The sequence below is a fragment of the Serratia sp. MF1(2023) genome (genome assembly GCF_030954545.1).
GTDB lineage: Bacteria > Pseudomonadota > Gammaproteobacteria > Enterobacterales > Enterobacteriaceae > Serratia > Serratia sarumanii.
Window position 1 is genome coordinate 17,504 of the sequence record NZ_JAVHUX010000017.1, and the last position, 16,338, is coordinate 33,841.

The 16,338-nt window shown below is 59.5% G+C and carries 16 protein-coding genes; 6 read left to right on the forward strand and 10 right to left on the reverse strand.

The features are described from left to right. Nucleotides 1-106 precede the first annotated feature (106 nt). The 5 genes from REA38_RS09720 to REA38_RS09740 form a co-directional block, all read right to left on the reverse strand. A complete protein-coding gene (locus REA38_RS09720; protein WP_033634778.1) occupies nucleotides 107-1,114 on the reverse strand; it encodes a substrate-binding domain-containing protein in 1,008 nt (335 codons plus the stop codon). Nucleotides 1,115-1,147: 33 nt separating this feature from the next. Further along, a complete protein-coding gene (locus REA38_RS09725) occupies nucleotides 1,148-2,125 on the reverse strand; it encodes an ABC transporter permease (RefSeq protein WP_374213783.1) in 978 nt (325 codons plus the stop codon). Between the two features lie 76 nt (nucleotides 2,126-2,201). Then, the gene (locus REA38_RS09730) at nucleotides 2,202-3,707 is read right to left on the reverse strand and encodes a sugar ABC transporter ATP-binding protein (RefSeq protein ID WP_308885790.1); all 1,506 of its coding nucleotides are present in this window, start codon (nucleotides 3,705-3,707) and stop codon (nucleotides 2,202-2,204) included. After that, nucleotides 3,704-5,221: a xylulokinase gene (xylB, locus tag REA38_RS09735; RefSeq protein ID WP_308885791.1), complete on the reverse strand. Its 1,518-nt coding sequence runs from the start codon at nucleotides 5,219-5,221 to the stop codon at nucleotides 3,704-3,706. Before xylB ends, REA38_RS09730 begins: the two co-directional genes overlap by 4 nt. Before the next feature lie 4 nt (nucleotides 5,222-5,225). Continuing rightward, nucleotides 5,226-6,260, reverse strand: coding sequence for an NAD(P)-dependent alcohol dehydrogenase (locus REA38_RS09740; RefSeq protein WP_308885792.1), 1,035 nt, complete (start codon nucleotides 6,258-6,260; stop codon nucleotides 5,226-5,228). Between the two features lie 228 nt (nucleotides 6,261-6,488). Between REA38_RS09740 and REA38_RS09745 the strand changes: the two genes are divergently transcribed. Next, on the forward strand, nucleotides 6,489-7,043 hold the full coding sequence (locus REA38_RS09745) for a D-lyxose/D-mannose family sugar isomerase (protein ID WP_060706585.1): 555 nt from the start codon (nucleotides 6,489-6,491) through the stop codon (nucleotides 7,041-7,043). A 70-nt stretch (nucleotides 7,044-7,113) separates the two neighbouring features. Continuing rightward, on the forward strand, nucleotides 7,114-8,115 hold the full coding sequence (locus REA38_RS09750) for a LacI family DNA-binding transcriptional regulator (protein WP_308885793.1): 1,002 nt from the start codon (nucleotides 7,114-7,116) through the stop codon (nucleotides 8,113-8,115). Nucleotides 8,116-8,132: 17 nt separating this feature from the next. Here REA38_RS09750 and REA38_RS09755 read toward each other — a convergent pair whose 3' ends face one another. Further along, on the reverse strand, nucleotides 8,133-9,083 hold the full coding sequence (locus tag REA38_RS09755; protein WP_308885794.1) for a DMT family transporter: 951 nt from the start codon (nucleotides 9,081-9,083) through the stop codon (nucleotides 8,133-8,135). Nucleotides 9,084-9,175: 92 nt separating this feature from the next. Between REA38_RS09755 and REA38_RS09760 the strand changes: the two genes are divergently transcribed. Further along, nucleotides 9,176-10,042, forward strand: a complete 867-nt coding sequence (locus tag REA38_RS09760) for a LysR substrate-binding domain-containing protein (protein ID WP_308885795.1) — start codon at nucleotides 9,176-9,178, stop codon at nucleotides 10,040-10,042. Between the two features lie 33 nt (nucleotides 10,043-10,075). Here the strand turns inward: REA38_RS09760 and REA38_RS09765 are convergent, their stop codons facing one another. Both REA38_RS09765 and REA38_RS09770 read right to left on the reverse strand, forming a co-directional pair. After that, nucleotides 10,076-11,017, reverse strand: a complete 942-nt coding sequence (locus tag REA38_RS09765) for an amidohydrolase family protein (RefSeq protein WP_033634771.1) — start codon at nucleotides 11,015-11,017, stop codon at nucleotides 10,076-10,078. A gap of 171 nt (nucleotides 11,018-11,188) precedes the next feature. Next, nucleotides 11,189-11,485, reverse strand: a complete 297-nt coding sequence (locus REA38_RS09770) for a YciI family protein (RefSeq protein ID WP_033634770.1) — start codon at nucleotides 11,483-11,485, stop codon at nucleotides 11,189-11,191. Nucleotides 11,486-11,660: 175 nt separating this feature from the next. On the opposite strand from REA38_RS09770, the gene REA38_RS09775 reads away from it, so the two are divergent. Both REA38_RS09775 and tonB read left to right on the forward strand, forming a co-directional pair. Beyond that, nucleotides 11,661-12,314, forward strand: a complete 654-nt coding sequence (locus REA38_RS09775; RefSeq protein ID WP_025303057.1) for an epoxyqueuosine reductase QueH — start codon at nucleotides 11,661-11,663, stop codon at nucleotides 12,312-12,314. A gap of 236 nt (nucleotides 12,315-12,550) precedes the next feature. Continuing rightward, nucleotides 12,551-13,294, forward strand: coding sequence for a TonB system transport protein TonB (gene tonB, locus REA38_RS09780; RefSeq protein ID WP_016927510.1), 744 nt, complete (start codon nucleotides 12,551-12,553; stop codon nucleotides 13,292-13,294). A 67-nt stretch (nucleotides 13,295-13,361) separates the two neighbouring features. On the opposite strand, the gene yciA is transcribed toward tonB, so the two are convergent. After that, the gene (gene yciA / locus REA38_RS09785; RefSeq protein WP_004932085.1) at nucleotides 13,362-13,790 is read right to left on the reverse strand and encodes an acyl-CoA thioester hydrolase YciA; all 429 of its coding nucleotides are present in this window, start codon (nucleotides 13,788-13,790) and stop codon (nucleotides 13,362-13,364) included. 76 nt (nucleotides 13,791-13,866) lie between these two features. Then, nucleotides 13,867-14,406, reverse strand: a complete 540-nt coding sequence (locus tag REA38_RS09790) for a septation protein A (RefSeq protein WP_004932082.1) — start codon at nucleotides 14,404-14,406, stop codon at nucleotides 13,867-13,869. Between the two features lie 221 nt (nucleotides 14,407-14,627). Between REA38_RS09790 and REA38_RS09795 the strand changes: the two genes are divergently transcribed. Then, nucleotides 14,628-16,331, forward strand: a complete 1,704-nt coding sequence (locus tag REA38_RS09795; RefSeq protein WP_033634768.1) for a SulP family inorganic anion transporter — start codon at nucleotides 14,628-14,630, stop codon at nucleotides 16,329-16,331. Nucleotides 16,332-16,338 lie beyond the last annotated feature (7 nt).

Below are 16,338 nucleotides of genomic sequence, written 5' to 3' on the forward strand. Positions count from 1 at the left end.
AAGATATTCCCTCGAAGAACTTTTAAGCCAGCCACTCCGTGCTGGCTTTTTTTTGTTTGCAGGCAAGCGCCCAAGCGGTGCCCCCTGGAGGCAGGGGGCGGGGCGATTATTTACGGGCGTCCAACAGCGATTGGGCGTTCTCTGCGGTGACGACGGTCCACGGAATGTAGTAATGCTTCTGCGTGCCGCCTTCCCATTTCAGATCCTTGGCGTACTGTTTCCAGATATCCGACTGCGGCTGATAGCTTTCACCTTTCACGGCGCGCAGCGCGACGTCGATGGACCCCTGCATCTGGCCTTTGGCATCTTGCAGGATAGAGACCATTTCACCGGCCTGCACCGCATGAATCGCGTCGGAAACGCCGTCAACGCCGGCAATCGCGAAGTCCTTCACATTCAGGCCGGCGCCTTTAATCGCCTCGATAGCGCCCAGCGCCATCTCGTCGTTTTGGCCAATCACGCCGTTGATTTTGCCCCGATGTTTCTGCAGCCAGTTTTCCATCAGCGGCTGCGCTTCCGCGCGTGACCAGTTGGCCGTTTTGCGTTCAAGCACGGTGACCTGGCCGGCGCCGCACTCGGCTATCGCTTTATCATTGCCCTTGCCGCGCTGGATCTCGCCGCTGCCGCCTTTCGGGCCTTCGATAATCACCACGTTCACCTTATGGTTCTTGCAGTCGAGTTTGTCCAGTACGGCTTTGGCTTCCAGATATCCCCCCAACTCGTCGTTAGACACCACTTCAGACGTCATCGCGTCCGTGTTCAGGCGCGCATTGGTGACCACCACCGGGATTTTGGCCTCGTTGGCATTGGTGACGATATCGATATTGGCCTCAAAATCCATAGGGTTGACGATAATGGCATCGGCGCGCGTCTGGATAGCGGTGGCGGCCTGATCGTTTTGCACCGATGCATCATAACGCCCATCGTAGAAGGTCAGCACGGCTTCGCCGCTTTTCACCGCCGGGTGTTCCTTCCCGAACCTTTCCATCAATTGCACGAACTCGGCTTTGTTGCCGTACATCAATACCGCGATTTTAACCGGGGCGGCCTGGGCTGCCGACAGGCTGCCCAGCATCAGGGCAGAGGCAAACAACGCTATCTTGGTCTTATTCATGGTTTTCTCCTGGTAGAGTTGGGTCTGATGTTATTAATCGCGCTGTTGCTTACGCGAGGGGTCGAGCAATACGGCAAGGACAATCAATGCGCCTTTGATAATTTGTTGGTAATACGACTGCACGCCGAGCAGATCGAGGCCGTTATTCATCACCCCGATAATCAGCACGCCGAAGAAGGTGCCGACCAGCGTACCGACGCCGCCGGCCATGCTGGTGCCGCCGATCACCACCGCTGCGATGGCGTCCAGCTCATACCCTGCGCCGGCGTTGGTCTGCGCCGAACCGGTACGCGCCGTGAGGATCAGGCCGGCGATGCCGGCCAGCGCGCCGCACAGCGTATACACCAGTATTTTGATGCGGGTCACGTTGATCCCCGAGGTGCGCGCGCTCTTCGGGTTGCCGCCGACGGCGTAGATGTAGCGCCCGAAGAGGGTTTTATTCAGCACGAGCCAGGCGAGGGCGAACAGCACGATGAAGATGATGACGGGCACCGGAACGCCGCCGACATAGCCATTGCCTAACCAGCGGAAATCGCTGTTCAATTGCGATACCGGATTGCCGTTGGTGGTCAACATGGTTAAACCGCGCGCTGCGGAGAGCATGCCCATGGTGACGATAAACGGCTGCAGCCGGTAGCGTGCTAACACGGTGCCGTTCACCAGGCCGCAAACGATGCCGATGCCCAGCGCCACAATCAGCGGCGCCATGACGGCGGTCGCGGTGTCGCCGATAGCCAATCCGCTGTTGTTGGTGGCGAAGCGGGCGGCGACGATCCCGCTTAAGGCCAGCACCGAGCCCACGGAGAGATCGACGCCGGCCGTAATGATGACAAAGGTCATGCCGATGGGCAGAATGCCGTTGATCGAGACCTGGCGCAGGACGATCAGGGTGTTTTCATTGCTGAGAAAATAGTTGCTGCTCCAGGCCCCCTGAGCGACCTGATATTCGCCAATCAGCGCCACGATCAGGCACAGGGCGAAAAAGGCGATGATAATGCCGTACTTGTGCATACGGCGCTTATTGCGGGTGAAAAATGAAATTCCTGGTGATAAGGAGTGGGCGCTGCTCATTTTTTTTCTCTCTCTGTTAAACCGCAAGTTTCATCAGTGCTGCCTGAGTCGCATCGGCTGCCGAAAGCTCGCCGGCCAACTGCCCATCACGAAACACCAATATGCGATCGCTCATGCCGATAATTTCCGAAAGCTCGGAGGAAACCATAATGATCCCTTTGTTTTGCAGGGCGAACTCCGACATAAATCGATAGATCTCTTTCTTGGCCCCGACGTCGATACCGCGCGTCGGCTCGTCGAGCAGCAAAACCTCCGGATCCAGCAGCGCCCAACGGCCCAGCACGACCTTTTGCTGGTTGCCGCCGCTCAGGTTGCCCACCGGCTGTTCGCCATCGTGGGTTTTAACGTTGAAGCGCTGGATCATGTCGCGGGTCCGCGCCTGCTCCCGTTTCTCGCTGACAAACCCCATCCGGCTGATGGCGGCAAAAGAGGCGATATTGATGTTTTCACTGACGGAACGGCACAGCACCAGGCCGGTTTCCTTGCGATCTTCCGTCACGTAGGCAATGCCGCTGTCGATGGCCTTGCGCGGAGAATGGCGGTTCAACGTCTTGTCACCCAAGCGAATCGTGCCGCTGTCGGCATGCTGAATGCCGAAGATAAGATCGAGAAACTCGCTGCGGCCCGAGCCCACCAGCCCATAGATGCCCAGGATCTCTCCGTGCTTCAGTTGCAGGCTGATATCTTTTATCTTGCTGCGCCAACACAGGTTGTTGACCTCCAGCAAGACCTGTTCGCCGGGCTGATTGAATTTGGCGAACTCGCTGTCGTACTCGCCGCCAATAATGTGTTCGATCAGCTGCTCACGGGTGATGTCGGCGATATAGCCTTCATGGATATAAGCGCCGTCGCGGAAGATGGTGTAGCTGTCCGCAATTTGGAATATCTCTGACAAACGGTGAGAGACGTAGATAATGCCTTTACCTTTTGCCGCCAGTTGCTGAAGCGTCTGAAAGATTTTTTGCGCATCCTCTTCGCCAATCGCCGAGGTGGGTTCATCCATGATGATGATGTCGGCATTGGCATGCGACAGCGCCTTGGCGATCTCGACCAGCTGCTGCTCGGCGACGCTCAGGTTGCGCATTTTTGCTCGGGCGTCGATCTTGAAATCAAGCTCTTCAAGCAGGCGGGTCGTGCGCTGATTGAGCGTTGCGAAATCCACGAACCCCAGGCGTCTCGGCTCGCGGCCCAGCCAAATGTTTTCGGCCACCGTCAGATCCGGGATCGCGCTCAGTTCCTGCTGCACGATGGCGATACCGGCATTGAGGGCTTCCCGAGGATGATGAAATTCGCAGCGTTGACCATTGATAAAAATGTCGCCGCCATCGGGTTGAATAAAGCCCATCAGAATGCTGAGAAAGGTGGATTTACCCGCGCCGTTGCCGCCGCACAGGGCATGGATGGATCCGCGCCGCAGGCAAAACTCCGCATTCTTGAGCGCCACGACCGGGCCGAAGGCTTTCCTGACGCCGCTGACCTCCAGCAGGTAGGCGGGCGCTGGCGTATGGGGGGCTCGCGTCACAGTTGCACCTCCGGGTAGTTCTGCTGCAAGCGTTGCAGGTAGCGTTGATAAAGCGTCTCGTATTGCGCCTGCCTGCCGGCGTTTGGCGGCGTGCGCGTGGCCTCATCCAGCGCAACGAAGCGTTGGCACAGTTCGGCCAGCAATGCGGTGGCGTTCCGGCGCGGATCGTCGGCCAACATCGTCGCCCACATCGCCTGAATGGCGCCGCCCAGCGCCGCGGTCTCTTTGGCTTTCAGACAGACCACCGGGCATCCCATTACGTCCGCGACGATTTGTCGCCAGGCGGCGCTGCGGGCGCCGCCGCCGGTGAGGCGGATTTCGCGCGCTTCGATGCCCTGACGGCGAAACAACTCGATGCCATAGCGCAACCCATACGTGGCGCTCTCGACCACCGCCAGGCAGAGATTGGCGCGGGTAAAGTTGTCGCTATCAAGGTTGTGCAGGCTGGCGCGCGCGTGGGGCAATGGCGGAACGCGTTCGCCATTGAAGAACGGCAGCATCTCGACACCGCCTGCGCCGGGCGAAGCCTGCGCCAGCAAAGCGTTAAAGCCGGCAAGATCTTGGTCCAGCAGCGTTTGTACCGCGGTGGTGGCCGAGGTGACATTCATGGTGCAAATCAAGGGCAGCCACCCGTTGGTGCTGGAGCAGAAGCCGGCAATCATGTCCGATTCCGCCGTGACGGGGGCGGCGGACCAGGCGAACAGCGTGCCGGAGGTGCCCAGGCTCAGGGTGAGGGTGCCGGCCTCGATGTTGCCGGAACCGATGGCCGCCATCATGTTGTCGCCGCCGCCGGTCGAGACCCGCACTGCCGGGCCGAGGCCGAGTTTTTCCGCGGCAGCGGGGCGCACCGTGCCGATGCAGCACTCCGCGCTTTTGAGCGGCGGCAGGGCTTGCCACAGGCGGCCGCTGTCGTCGATAAGATCGACGGCGGTTTTGCTCCAGCGACGGGTGCGCACATCGAACAACCCGGTGCCGGAAGCGTCGCCATATTCCGCTACGCGCTCCCCGGTCAGCCAGAAGTTCAAGTAGTCATGGGGCAACAACACGGTATGCAGTTGTGCCCACAGCGCCGGATGGTGCGTCTTGAACCAAAGGATTTTTGACGCGGTATAGCCGGTGGCGATCCGCAGGCCAAGCGTTTCCAGCGAGCCGTTGGCTCCGCCGAGCTGTTGCAGGAGCCGTTCGTTTTCCTCTGCGGTTTCGGTATCGCACCACAGCTTGACGCTGTGCAGCACGTTGCCGTCTGCGTCCAGCGGCACAAACCCATGTTGTTGGCCCGAGACCCCCAGAGCGTGAATCTCCCGTGCATCAACGCCGGCGTGAGTCACGGCTTGGCGAAAAGCGATGACTAGCGCCTCAATCCACCAGTCGGCCTCCTGTTCGCGCCGGCCATTGGCTTGGCTGATGAGGCGGTGAGGGGCATTGCCCTCACCGAGGATCACGCCCTGTGTGCTGTCGACAATCACGACTTTCGTGCCTTGCGTACCGCAGTCTATGCCAGCATAGAGCGCCATAGGATCACTCCATCTCCAGCATGATTTTGATGTCTGAGGCATGTCCCGCCGCTGCGCGCTCGAAGGCCGCCACGCTGTCGGAGAACTTGTAGGTTTGGCTTATCAACGGCTGGACGCGCAGCTTGCCGCTGCTCAACAGCCGCAACGTGCGCGGGTACATGTTGGCGTAGCGGAAAATGGTCTTGAAGGTAATTTCCTTGGCCTGCGCGGCGACGATATCCAGCGGCGCGGCATCGATCGGCATGCCGACCAGCACGGCGGTCGCCCCGGGCGCCGCATGTTCGGCCAGCGTAGCGATAGCCGGTTTCGCGCCGCTGCATTCAAACACGACATCGGCGCCATTGCCGCTGGTGAGGGCGGCCACTTTCCCCGCCAGGTCGCCGGTTTTGATATTGACGGCGTGCAGCCCCTCGTAACTGGCCGCAACGGCGAGTTTTTCGTCGAACAGATCGCAAATAATGACGTCCGAGCAGCCGCCCGCCAGCGCCGCGAGGGCGGTGACCACGCCGATCGGCCCGGCGCCGATCACCAGCGCGATATCGCCGGGTTTGATCCCGGCTTTGGTGGCCGCTTGCATGCCGATGGCTAAGGGTTCCACCATGGCGCCTTCAGCGAAACTGACGTTGTCCGGCAATTTGAACGTGAAGGCGGCAGGGTGGATGACGATTTCGCGCAGGCAACCGTGTACCGGCGGCGTCGCCCAGAAGCGAACGGCCGGGTCAAGGTTGTAAATACCGGCGCGCGTCTGCGCCGAGTTGAGATCGGGAATGCCGGGCTCCATGCAAACGCGATCGCCGATGCTGAGGTGAGTGACGTTTTTACCTGTCGCGAGCACCACGCCGGAGGCTTCATGGCCGAGCACCATCGGGGCGTTAACCACGAACGGGCCAATGCGGCCATGTTGGTAATAGTGCACATCACTGCCGCAGATGCCCACGGAATGAATTTTTATCTGCACATCATCGGGGCCCAGCGTTTCGGCAAGCTGGACGTCCTCGATAGCGATTTCCCCCGCTTTGGCCAACACTAATGCTTTCATATTGCCTCCTGGTGAATCATTTTTATGGTAACGGTATCATTTCAATGCGGCGATATTGGGCCAAAGCGAGGGGGTAAACTGTGATCGATGTTGGAATTACTCGACGAGAGTTAATTTTGCTGGTGGGTTGTTATTCAATATGGGGATAACGATCACAAAATCGGCGATGCAATGACGGTTTTAATATCAGCGTGTTGATATCGATACCGTTACTTTGCAGGGGAAATGATGAACAAACGACAAACCGCCATAGCCGCTACGCTGGAATATTTGCGCAAGGCGGACATTATTCTGACCGAAGAAGAACAGCAACGTATTGAAATTGCGACATTTGGCCTGGCCGACTATCCCGCCTCAGGGCTGCAACTGCTGACCTATGTCAACTCGCCTCGTTATTGTGCGAAAGAGCTGGTGCTGTTTCCAGAGCAGACTTGCCCGGAACATTTGCATCCTCCTTTCGCCGGCACGCCGGGCAAGCAAGAGACGTTTCGCTGCCGTTGGGGCGAGGTGTTTCTGTTTGTCGATGATGAAAACCTGACGCTTAATGACGCCGGCGGTGAACCGGTATGCCGGGTGCCAGAGGGCGCGGAGCCTTGGTATACCTGCAATCGCTATATCCTCTTGCGGCCGGGCGAGCAATACACCATCGCGCCCAATACCCGGCACTGGTTTCAGGCTGGAAAGCGGGGGGCGGTGGTGTCCGAGTTCTCTTCCGAGAGCCGTGACGAGCTGGATATCTTTACCGATCCCCGGATTAACCGCCTGGCGGGCGTAAACCATTAGCGCCACGATGAAAGTTCTGTCATGATGTTGTTAATGGTACAAAATGATACTCAAAGCTAAGGAGCTGCATTTGGCAGTGGGTCGAGGACGGAAAGCGACGCTGGCTAGCGTCGCCGCACAGGCAAACGTCAGTAAAATCACCGCGTCGCGGGCATTTTCACAGCCGGACAAAGTTCATCCGGAAACGCTGCGCCGCATTCGGGAGACCGCTGCCGAGCTCGGCTATGTGGTCAATGCCGCAGCGCGCAACCTGCGGGCGAAAAGCAGCAGAACCATCGGTATCGTCAACCCTGATATGGCCAACCCGTTCTTTGGCGGTCTGACGCGGCTGATGACGCTTGAAGCGCAAAAAATGGGATACGACACCCTGGTGTTCGACTCCTATGAGTCTCAGGAAAGCGAAGACAGAATCATCGACAAACTGATTGGCTACAACGTCGATGCGATCATTCTCTCGGTCATTTCCAACGATCATTTGTACCAGCCTTCCTACCTAAAACGGTTGGAAATCTTGAATATTCCGGTGGTTTTGATCGACCGGGAGCTGGACAATCGCCACTGCAGCGGGGTGTATATCGATAACCTGGACTGCGGCCTCCAGGCGGGGCGCTGGCTGCTGGAACAGAAGGCGCAGCGGGTGGTGGTGGTCTCTGGGCCGGAAAACTCCAACGTGGCGCGTGACAGGGTCACTGGCTTGCAAGCGGCATTACAAGGCAAGGTGGCGTCGCTTGAAGTGCTGTATGCCGATTTCTTTATGGATGTCGCCTGGCAAGAAACGAGCCGTTGGCTGGCCAATAACCGCGCACCGGACTTTTTCGTCGGCTGCAATAACCAGATCTCCCTGGGCATTATCAAGGCCTGCATTGAACACCGGCTGCCGTTGATGCAGGACGTGTCGCTGTTCAGCATCGATGAGGTTTCACATGCCGAGATCTACGGTTTTCATTTCCCCTGCGTGTCGCATGATTTGCAAGAGATCGCCTGGCAAGCGTTGAATCTGGCGATCCGGCGCATTGCCGACCCCGATATCAAGCCGGGCAAGGTGGTGGTGCGGGGAAAACTCATCGCGTAGCGGCGGCGCCGTTCGCTTTACCCGTCATTTTTCAGCGCGTTGTGCCGTTTACGGCTCATCCCCGCGGCGGGACGGATTAGCAACCACAAACCGCTTCCTGCGGCCGCCGCGCCCAGCAGCATCGGCCAGGAAAGGGGCTCATCGAACATTAACCATGCCCAGCAGAAAGTGACGAAGGGACTGAGAAACAGCAGGCTCGTCACGCGCAGTGCAGAGGTGAGCCTTAGACAAAACCAGTACAGCCCGTAGCCGCCCAGCGTCGCCAGCAGCGCGGTCCAAAGCACGCCGATCACAAAACCCGTCGTCATGGTTGGCAGCAACGGGCCTTCAGCGCCGGCCATCGCGGCGAAAGCCAGTGCTGAAACCGCGCTTTGTATCCCCAGCGCGGCCGGCAAACTCATTGCCTGCGTCTGCGGCAGCCTTTGCTGCCACAGCGTCGCCAGCGCCAGCGACAGCATCCCCGCCAGCGGCAACAAGTAGCTCCACATTGGGGCGTTTCCCCATGAGATGGCGCTGCCGGTCGCTAGCGTTACCCCGCTAGCCCCCAATGTTAACCCGAACCAGACGCGGCCATCGGGCAGGCGACGTTGCACCAGCATGCTCAGCAGCGCCGTGCCGAGAGGGAGCAAATCGGCGATGAGCGCGGCCAGCCCGGCCGGCACGCCATATTCAATGCCTTTGCTGACGCCGGTCAGGTAACCGGTCATGGCGAGCAACCCGATCCCGGCGTGAACAGCTACCGTCAGCGGAGATGCGCGCCTTATGGCGCTCAGGCTAAATGGCAGCAGCGCGAACGCGACCACCACGCAGCGCCAGAACGCCACCAGCAACACCGGCGCGTAATCGGCGGCGAAGCGGATGCCGACGAAACCGGAGCTCCAGGCCACGATCAGCAGAACCTCGGCCGCAGCCAGCCAGAGGGCGGCTTTGCCGCAGTGGGAAGAGGGGCGGAATTGTGGCAGGGACATGGTGGTCACCTCCTTTTCCGCCCGATGGTAGTGAGTGGCTATAATTTAATAAATCGAATAATTTTTGTTTAGTTGTTTAATGGAGTTAAATCATGCGGCCGACATTGGATATCGATCTCTTGCGCACTTTTCACGCCATTGCGCGTTTGGGGCAATTTCGCGCGGCGGCGGCATTTGTCAATCGCAGCCCCGCCGCCGTGAGCGTGCATATCCAGCGCCTGGAACAGCTGGCGGGCGGGCGCCTGCTGGAGCGTGACAATCAGTCCGTGGCGCTGACGCCGCTGGGAAACAGGCTGCTGGCCTCGACGCTCGGGCTGCTGAACGCCCATGACGATATTTTGCGGGAGCTGCAGGGCGAGCCGCTGAGCGGCCATATCAAATTGGGATTGCCCGATGAGTACGCTTCTCATGTGATACGCCATATTTTGCCGCGGTTTGCCGACAGTTTTCCCGCAGTGGAGCTGGAGGTCTCTACCGCCGCCAGCCAGGCGCTGGCGGAACAAATTGGCCGTAATCGGCTGCATCTTGCGCTGGTGGTTCAACCCTCGGGGAGACAGTGCCAGACACCGCTTGCGGTGACTGCGCCGGTGTGGGCCGGAGGCCGTTCGCTGGCGCTGCAGGCTAACCGGCCGTTGCCGCTGGCGTTGCATGCCGCCGACTGCCCTTATCGCGAAGCGATGCTCGAGGCGTTGACGGCCGCGGGGCGGCCATGGCGGGTCATTTTAAGCAGTCCCTCGGCCAGCGTGGTGGCCTCTTGCGTAGAGGCGGGGTTAGCCGTCACGTTGCTCGATCGGGCGCGGCTCTCTGGCGCGATGCGGATACTCGAAGAGTTGCCACCGGTCGCGCCGTATGAGGTGCAGCTGCTGCGCTCTTTCGCCGCCGACGGCGAGCCTGCGACGACGATGCTGGAGAAAGTCATCGGCGAGTATTTTCAGACCGGTGAACGCATCGCGCAGTAAGCGCGGCCAAACCTGGGAGGGCCGCCTCACATCCTATAGCCCAAACACCGCCGCGGCATTGCGATCCAAAATGGCGTTCACGTCTGCCTCCGGCAATCCCGCACGGCGGATGTAGTCCACCGTGGTTTGAAACAGGTCGCCCGGCTGGAACGGGAAATCGGTGCCGAACAGCAGCCGCTCTGCGCCGAAGGTCGCCGCCGCCGCTTGCAATGCGGGCACCTGATCGTGGCCTACCGTGTCGTACCACATGCGCAGGGCGGCGCGGCTCGGCGGTTCCGGCGTATGCGGCGCTTCCCATGCGACGGTTTGGTCGAGACGCTCCAGCGTCATCGGCAGCAGGCCGCCCAGGTGCGGCACAATGATTTTCATCTCCGGAAAGCGTTGGGGGATGCCGTGGAGAATAAAGTGCATGGCGGCGACCGTATCTTCGATCGGCGCGCCAATCGACCAGGTCAAAGCGTAATCGGCGATCAGCGGCGAGTGTGCGCCGCGGCCGGCGGGATGAATGGCCAGCACGCTGTGGCGGCGATTGAGTTCCTGATAGAGCGGTTCGAACAGCGGGTTGGCAATAGACAGCCCGAGCACCGAGGTGGTGATGCAGGCGCCCAGCATATTGAGCTGGGTAAAGGCCCTTTCAAGCTCGCGTAACGCCGCGTCGATATGCGGCAGCGGCAAAGAAGCGATAGCCCGAAAGCGGGTGGGATAACGCGCTACCAGTTCCGCATATTCATCATTGATCCGGCGCGCGGCATCAACGGCCGCCTGTTCGTCTTCCAGATGCGGCGACAGCGGCGTCGCCGACAGGATTTGCATGTCGATGCCGGCGCTGTCCAGCAGGGCGAAGCGGGCGTCGAGTTCGCGCTCGGTGCGGCCGGCGCCCAGTTGCCGATAGGCGGCGACGTCGTGCACGCCATGCGCTTGCAAAAGATCCAGATACTCTGTGCTCCACAGGTGAGCGTGTACGTCGAGTCGCATCGGTCTATCTCCCGGCTTCGCGGCGATGCCGCGGGTTCAGGAGAGTATAGGCGGGCGACGCGACGCCTCCTGAAGGGAAAGCATTTTTTCTACCGACGGGTTAGGGTGAAAGCACGCATTGATCCGGGAACGGCGCGCGAACGGGCGTTCCCGGTATTGGGGGGCTGGAGATCAGAACACCTGCTTGAACGGTTTCACCGTCACGTCGGCATAGACACCGGCGGCGATATAGGGATCCTGTTGTGCCCAGGCCTGGGCTTGCGCCAGCGACTCGAATTCGGCGATCACCGTCGAACCGGTAAAGCCGGCGGCGCCGGGATCGTTGCTGTCGATGGCCGGGTTAGGGCCGGCGACCACCAGGCGACCGGCGTCGCGCAGCGCCTGCAGGCGCGCCAGGTGTGCCGGACGCACCGCCAGACGATTTTCCAGCGAGTTGGGGACGTCTTGCGCGTAGATCAGATAAAGCATGTTTCACCTTTAAAATCATGGCTATAAAACGGTGCTACCAAGGTAGCGCAAAAGGCGCGACAGGGGAACGGCGTAGGGCGAATTTCCCGGCGGATTGGCGCTTATGCCTTGAAGCCGCTACTTTTTATTCGTATAGTGCGGCGCGCTTAAACTGATATGCCATTGAGGTGAGGACATGACGGAACTGGTAAGGGAAAAACTCGATTTGCCGGCGGGCAAAAGCAAACTGCTGCTGCATTCGTGCTGCGCGCCCTGTTCCGGCGAGGTAATGGAAGCGATCCAGGCCTCCGGGATCGAGTACGCCATTTTCTTCTATAACCCCAATATTCATCCGCAAAAAGAGTATCTGCTGCGCAAGGAAGAGAACATCCGCTTCGCCGAGCAGCACGGGGTGCCGATCATCGATGCCGATTACGATACCGACAACTGGTTCGCCCGCGCCAAAGGGATGGAGAATGAGCCGGAGCGCGGTATCCGCTGCACCATGTGTTTCGACATGCGTTTCGAGCGCACGGCGCTGTATGCGCATGAGCACGGTTACGACACCATCTCCAGCTCGCTCGGCATTTCGCGCTGGAAGAACATGCAGCAGATCACCGACTGCGGCATTCGCGCGGCGGAAAAGTATCCTGACCTGGTGTACTGGGATTACAACTGGCGCAAGAAGGGCGGTTCTTCGCGCATGATAGAGATCAGCAAGCGCGAACGCTTCTATCAGCAGGAATACTGCGGCTGCGTCTATTCGCTGCGCGACACCAACCTGCACCGCAAGGCGCAAGGGCGGCCGCTGATCAAGCTGGGCGTGCTTTACTATGGCGATGAAGAATAACGCTTAATCACCGCAATCAACCCGCTACGGCGGGTTTTTTACTTTTTGACGCCAGGCGAAACGTTAATGAAGCGTGGTGTTCCGGCGATAAAAAAGCAACGGCCAGGTTAATATCCTTATGAGTTTGCTGGTTTTAGCCGCGCATACTGACTATTAAAGCGATAGTTTGCCTTTCGTTATTGAATATGATTGCTATTTGCATTTAAACTTGGCGAACCAGAGGAAACAGAATCATTATGCCGCTAAAAAAGATGTTCCTTAATCGCCGTATATCCGTGCCTTTCGTCTTGTCCGTAGGCCTGCACAGCGCCCTGGTGGCGGGATTGCTTTACGCTTCGGTAAAAGAAGTGGTGGAGCTGCCGAAGCCAGAGGACGCGCCGATCAGCGTCATGATGGTCAACACCGCCGCGATGGCCGAACCGCCACCGCCGGCGCCGGCCGAGCCGGAGCCGCCGCAGGTCGAACCTGAGCCGGAGCCAGAACCGGAGCCTATCGTGGAGCCGCCGCCGAAGGCGATCGTGAAGCCGGAGCCGGTCAAGCCGAAACCGAAGCCTAAGCCGAAGCCGAAGGTCGAAAAACAGGTCAAACCGGAGCCGAAGAAGGTCGAGCCGCGCGAGCCGTCGCCGTTCAACAACGATTCGCCGGCCAAGCCGATCGATAAAGCGCCGGTGAAACAGGCGCCTGCTGCGCCGGTGCAGGGCAACTCGCGCGAGGTCGGGCCAAGGCCGATCAGCCGCGCCAATCCGCTCTATCCGCCGCGGGCCCAGGCTTTGCAGATCGAAGGCAACGTGCGGGTACAGTTCGATATCGACAGCGACGGGCGCGTGAGCAACGTGCGCATCTTGTCGGCCGAGCCGCGCAACATGTTTGAGCGTGAAGTGAAGCAGGCGATGCGCAAGTGGCGCTATGAAGCCAAAGAAGCGAAAGATCGCACCGTCACTATCCGCTTCAAGCTGAACGGCACGACTGAATTGAACTGAGTTCGGTCAACACAAAAAGAAAGGGTCGCCTCGGCGACCCTTTTTGCATTTGCGGTGTAGCGTCAGTTTATTCTTCGAAGCCGACGCGGAAATTCATTTTGCCCTCAGGCAGCGCGCGCGAGTTGCCTTCCGCATCGACCGCCACATAGGTGAACACCGCTTCGGTCGCCCGGTAGCGCTGGCCGATCGGGGCGGAGGAGACTTTCTTGACCCACACTTCGATATTGATGGTGATCGAGCTGCGCCCGGTACGGATGCAGTGCGCATAGCAGCAAACCACATCACCTACCGCCACCGGTTTCAGGAAGGTCATGCCGTCCACGCGCACGGTCACCACGCGCCCTTCGGCGATCTCTTTTGCCTGGATGGCGCCGCCGATATCCATTTGCGACATCAGCCAGCCGCCGAAGATATCACCGTTGGCATTGGTATCGGCCGGCATCGCCAGCGTGCGCAGCACCAGCTCGCCGCTGGGTAAAGGTCGTTGTTGTGTCATAGCAGTCTGCTTTTAAAAGGAGGGAATAACATCATACTGCCCGCGACAAGCGCCGCAGGCATTAACAATTTTGTAACTATTTTTTCTGTTCTTCCGGCATGTGCCGGTAAATATAGATACCGCTGAGGAGGGTGAAGACCAGCGTCAGCACCGTCAGGCCAAAGACTTTGAAATTGACCCAGACGCTTTGCGGCAGCCAGAAGGCGACATAGATGTTCGCCAGGCCGCAGGCCAGGAAGAAGACCGCCCAGGCCAGGTTGAGGTTGCTCCACACTTTGTCCGGCAGCGTCAGCTCTTTGCCCAGCATGCGCTGAACCAGCGGTTTTTTGAGCACCCATTGGCTGATCAGCAGCGCCAGCGCGAACAGCGCGTAAATCACCGTGACCTTCCATTTGATGAACAAATCGTTGTGGAACACCAGCGTCAGGGTGCCGAACACCAGCACCATCAGGAAGGTGATCAACGTCATCTTCTCGACCTTGCGGTATTTCACCCAGGTGAACACCAGCGCCAGTGCGGTAGCGACGATCAACGCGCCGGAAGCGACGTAAATATCGTACAGCTTGTAAAAAGCGAAAAAGACAATTAACGGGAGGAAATCAAGAAACTGCTTCATAAATCAATCCATCATCTGTTCATCGGCCGACTATACCGGATTCGGCGAGCTCTGTGTACCGCCGGGCGCTGCCGATTATCGGCGTTTGGCTGGCGGATTTCTGCCGCGAAAGCAGGAATTTGCATAAACTTACGCGAGAAAGCGCGGGCGCATTGCCAGCGCGCGCCGCAGGCCGCATAGTAAGTAGCATAATAACCAGATAATTTACCGCGGAAAACAGCATGCAGTGGAAATCTCTCCAGGCCCTGACGCCGGGTTTGACGCATTTATTGGGCTATCAACGCAGTTGGCTCAAGCCGGATATTCGCGCCGGCCTTTCCGTCGCCGCCGTCGCCTTGCCGGTGGCCATCGCCTATGCCGAGCTGGCCGGGGTCAGCCCGGTGGTGGGGCTCTATTCCTGTATTTTGCCGATGGTGGCCTATGCGCTGTTCGGATCGTCACGCCAGCTGATCGTCGGGCCCGACGCCGCCACCTGTGCGGTGATCGCCGCGGTGGTGACGCCGCTGGCGGCGGGCAATATGGAGCGCCATTGGCAACTGACCATCATGATGACCGCCATGATGGGCGGCTGGTGCCTGCTGGCCAGCCGGTTCAAGCTGGGGGCGCTGGCGGATCTGCTGTCGCGGCCGATCCTCAGCGGGTTGCTGAACGGGGTGGCGATCACCATTATGGTCGATCAGATCGGCAAGGTGTTGGGGTTCACGGTGCGCCCGGCGCAGCTGATCGAGCGCATCTACGCGCTGCCCGGCAACCTGCTGCACAGCGACTGGCTGACGATGGCGGTGTCGTTATTGACGCTGGTGACGCTGCTCGGATTTAAAAAATGGCGGCCTAACTGGCCGGCACCGCTGTTCGCCATCGTGCTGGCGGCGTTCGTGACCTGGGCGGGCGGCCTGCAACAGCATGGCGTGGTGACGGTGGGCGGTTTCAGCGGCGTGTTGCCGATCGTCCAGTGGCCGGATTTCCAGCCCGGTTTACTGCGCGACATGGTGATCCCGGCGCTCAACCTGGCGGTGGTGAGCTTTGTCAGCATGATGCTCACCGCCCGCAGCTTTGCCGCCAAAAACGGTTATGAGGTGAACGCCGACGCCGAGTTTCGTGCGCTGGGGCTGGTGAATATCGTCTCTGCGCTGTCGCAAGGTTTCGCCATCAGCGGCGCAGACTCGCGCACCGCGGTGAATGATGCCAACGGCGGCAAGAGCCAGCTGGTGTCGATCATCGCCGCCGCGGTAATCGCCTTCGTCTTGCTGTTCCTGATGTCGCCGCTGCAGTTTATTCCGGTGGCGGGATTGGGGGTGGTGCTGATGTATGCGGCCTGGTCACTGCTGGACATCCGCGGCATCTGGATCTTGCGCCGTCGCAACGCGCAGGCGTTCCGCCTGGCGCTGTTTACCTTCCTCAGCGTGCTGCTGGTGGGGGTGATCAGCGGCATCGGGCTGGCGGTGTTACTGGGATTGATGCAGTTTCTGCGCACCGTCTTCCGGCCGACGGAACAGCTGCTGGGCGTCAACGACGAAGGCATGATCCATTCCATGGGCAACAACAATGGGGTGAAGGCGGTGCCCGGCGTCATGATGTATCGTTTCAATTCGCCCCTGACCTATTTCAACGTGGCGTACTTCAAACGCCGCATTCTCAATTTGGTCGACGGCACGCCGTTCCAGCCGCGCTGGGTGGTGGTGGACGCGGTGGCCAGTTTTACCCATGCCGATATCAGCGTGCTGGCGGCCATCGACGAACTGAAACGCGATCTGTTACAGCGTAACGTTAGGCTGGTGCTGGCGGGGCGTCGCACCGAACTGACGCGTTGGTTCCGCATCAACCGCTTAGGGCGCGACAAAGAGCTGATTTTGGTGCCGGATCTGTATCTGGCGCTGAAGCTGATTCAGAGTAAGGAGCAGGCGGAAGCCGCCGTGATGGGGTAAACAAAAA

Excerpts from the sequence above, each read along its gene's own strand:
- REA38_RS09770 (WP_033634770.1), bottom strand. The coding sequence starts at position 11,485 with ATGCTTTATCTGATCTACGCGCAAGACGTCCCCAACTCGCTGGAAAAT.
- REA38_RS09775 (WP_025303057.1), top strand. The coding sequence starts at position 11,661 with ATGACGGAACTGGTAAGGGAAAAACTCGATTTGCCGGCGGGCAAAAGC.
- REA38_RS09760 (WP_308885795.1), top strand. The coding sequence starts at position 9,176 with ATGCGGCCGACATTGGATATCGATCTCTTGCGCACTTTTCACGCCATT.
- REA38_RS09755 (WP_308885794.1), bottom strand. The coding sequence starts at position 9,083 with ATGTCCCTGCCACAATTCCGCCCCTCTTCCCACTGCGGCAAAGCCGCC.
- REA38_RS09765 (WP_033634771.1), bottom strand. The coding sequence starts at position 11,017 with ATGCGACTCGACGTACACGCTCACCTGTGGAGCACAGAGTATCTGGAT.
- REA38_RS09745 (WP_060706585.1), top strand. The coding sequence starts at position 6,489 with ATGAACAAACGACAAACCGCCATAGCCGCTACGCTGGAATATTTGCGC.
- yciA (WP_004932085.1), bottom strand. The coding sequence starts at position 13,790 with ATGACACAACAACGACCTTTACCCAGCGGCGAGCTGGTGCTGCGCACG.
- REA38_RS09725 (WP_374213783.1), bottom strand. The coding sequence starts at position 2,125 with ATGCACAAGTACGGCATTATCATCGCCTTTTTCGCCCTGTGCCTGATC.
- REA38_RS09795 (WP_033634768.1), top strand. The coding sequence starts at position 14,628 with ATGCAGTGGAAATCTCTCCAGGCCCTGACGCCGGGTTTGACGCATTTA.
- REA38_RS09740 (WP_308885792.1), bottom strand. The coding sequence starts at position 6,260 with ATGAAAGCATTAGTGTTGGCCAAAGCGGGGGAAATCGCTATCGAGGAC.
- REA38_RS09790 (WP_004932082.1), bottom strand. The coding sequence starts at position 14,406 with ATGAAGCAGTTTCTTGATTTCCTCCCGTTAATTGTCTTTTTCGCTTTT.
- REA38_RS09720 (WP_033634778.1), bottom strand. The coding sequence starts at position 1,114 with ATGAATAAGACCAAGATAGCGTTGTTTGCCTCTGCCCTGATGCTGGGC.
- xylB (WP_308885791.1), bottom strand. The coding sequence starts at position 5,221 with ATGGCGCTCTATGCTGGCATAGACTGCGGTACGCAAGGCACGAAAGTC.
- tonB (WP_016927510.1), top strand. The coding sequence starts at position 12,551 with ATGCCGCTAAAAAAGATGTTCCTTAATCGCCGTATATCCGTGCCTTTC.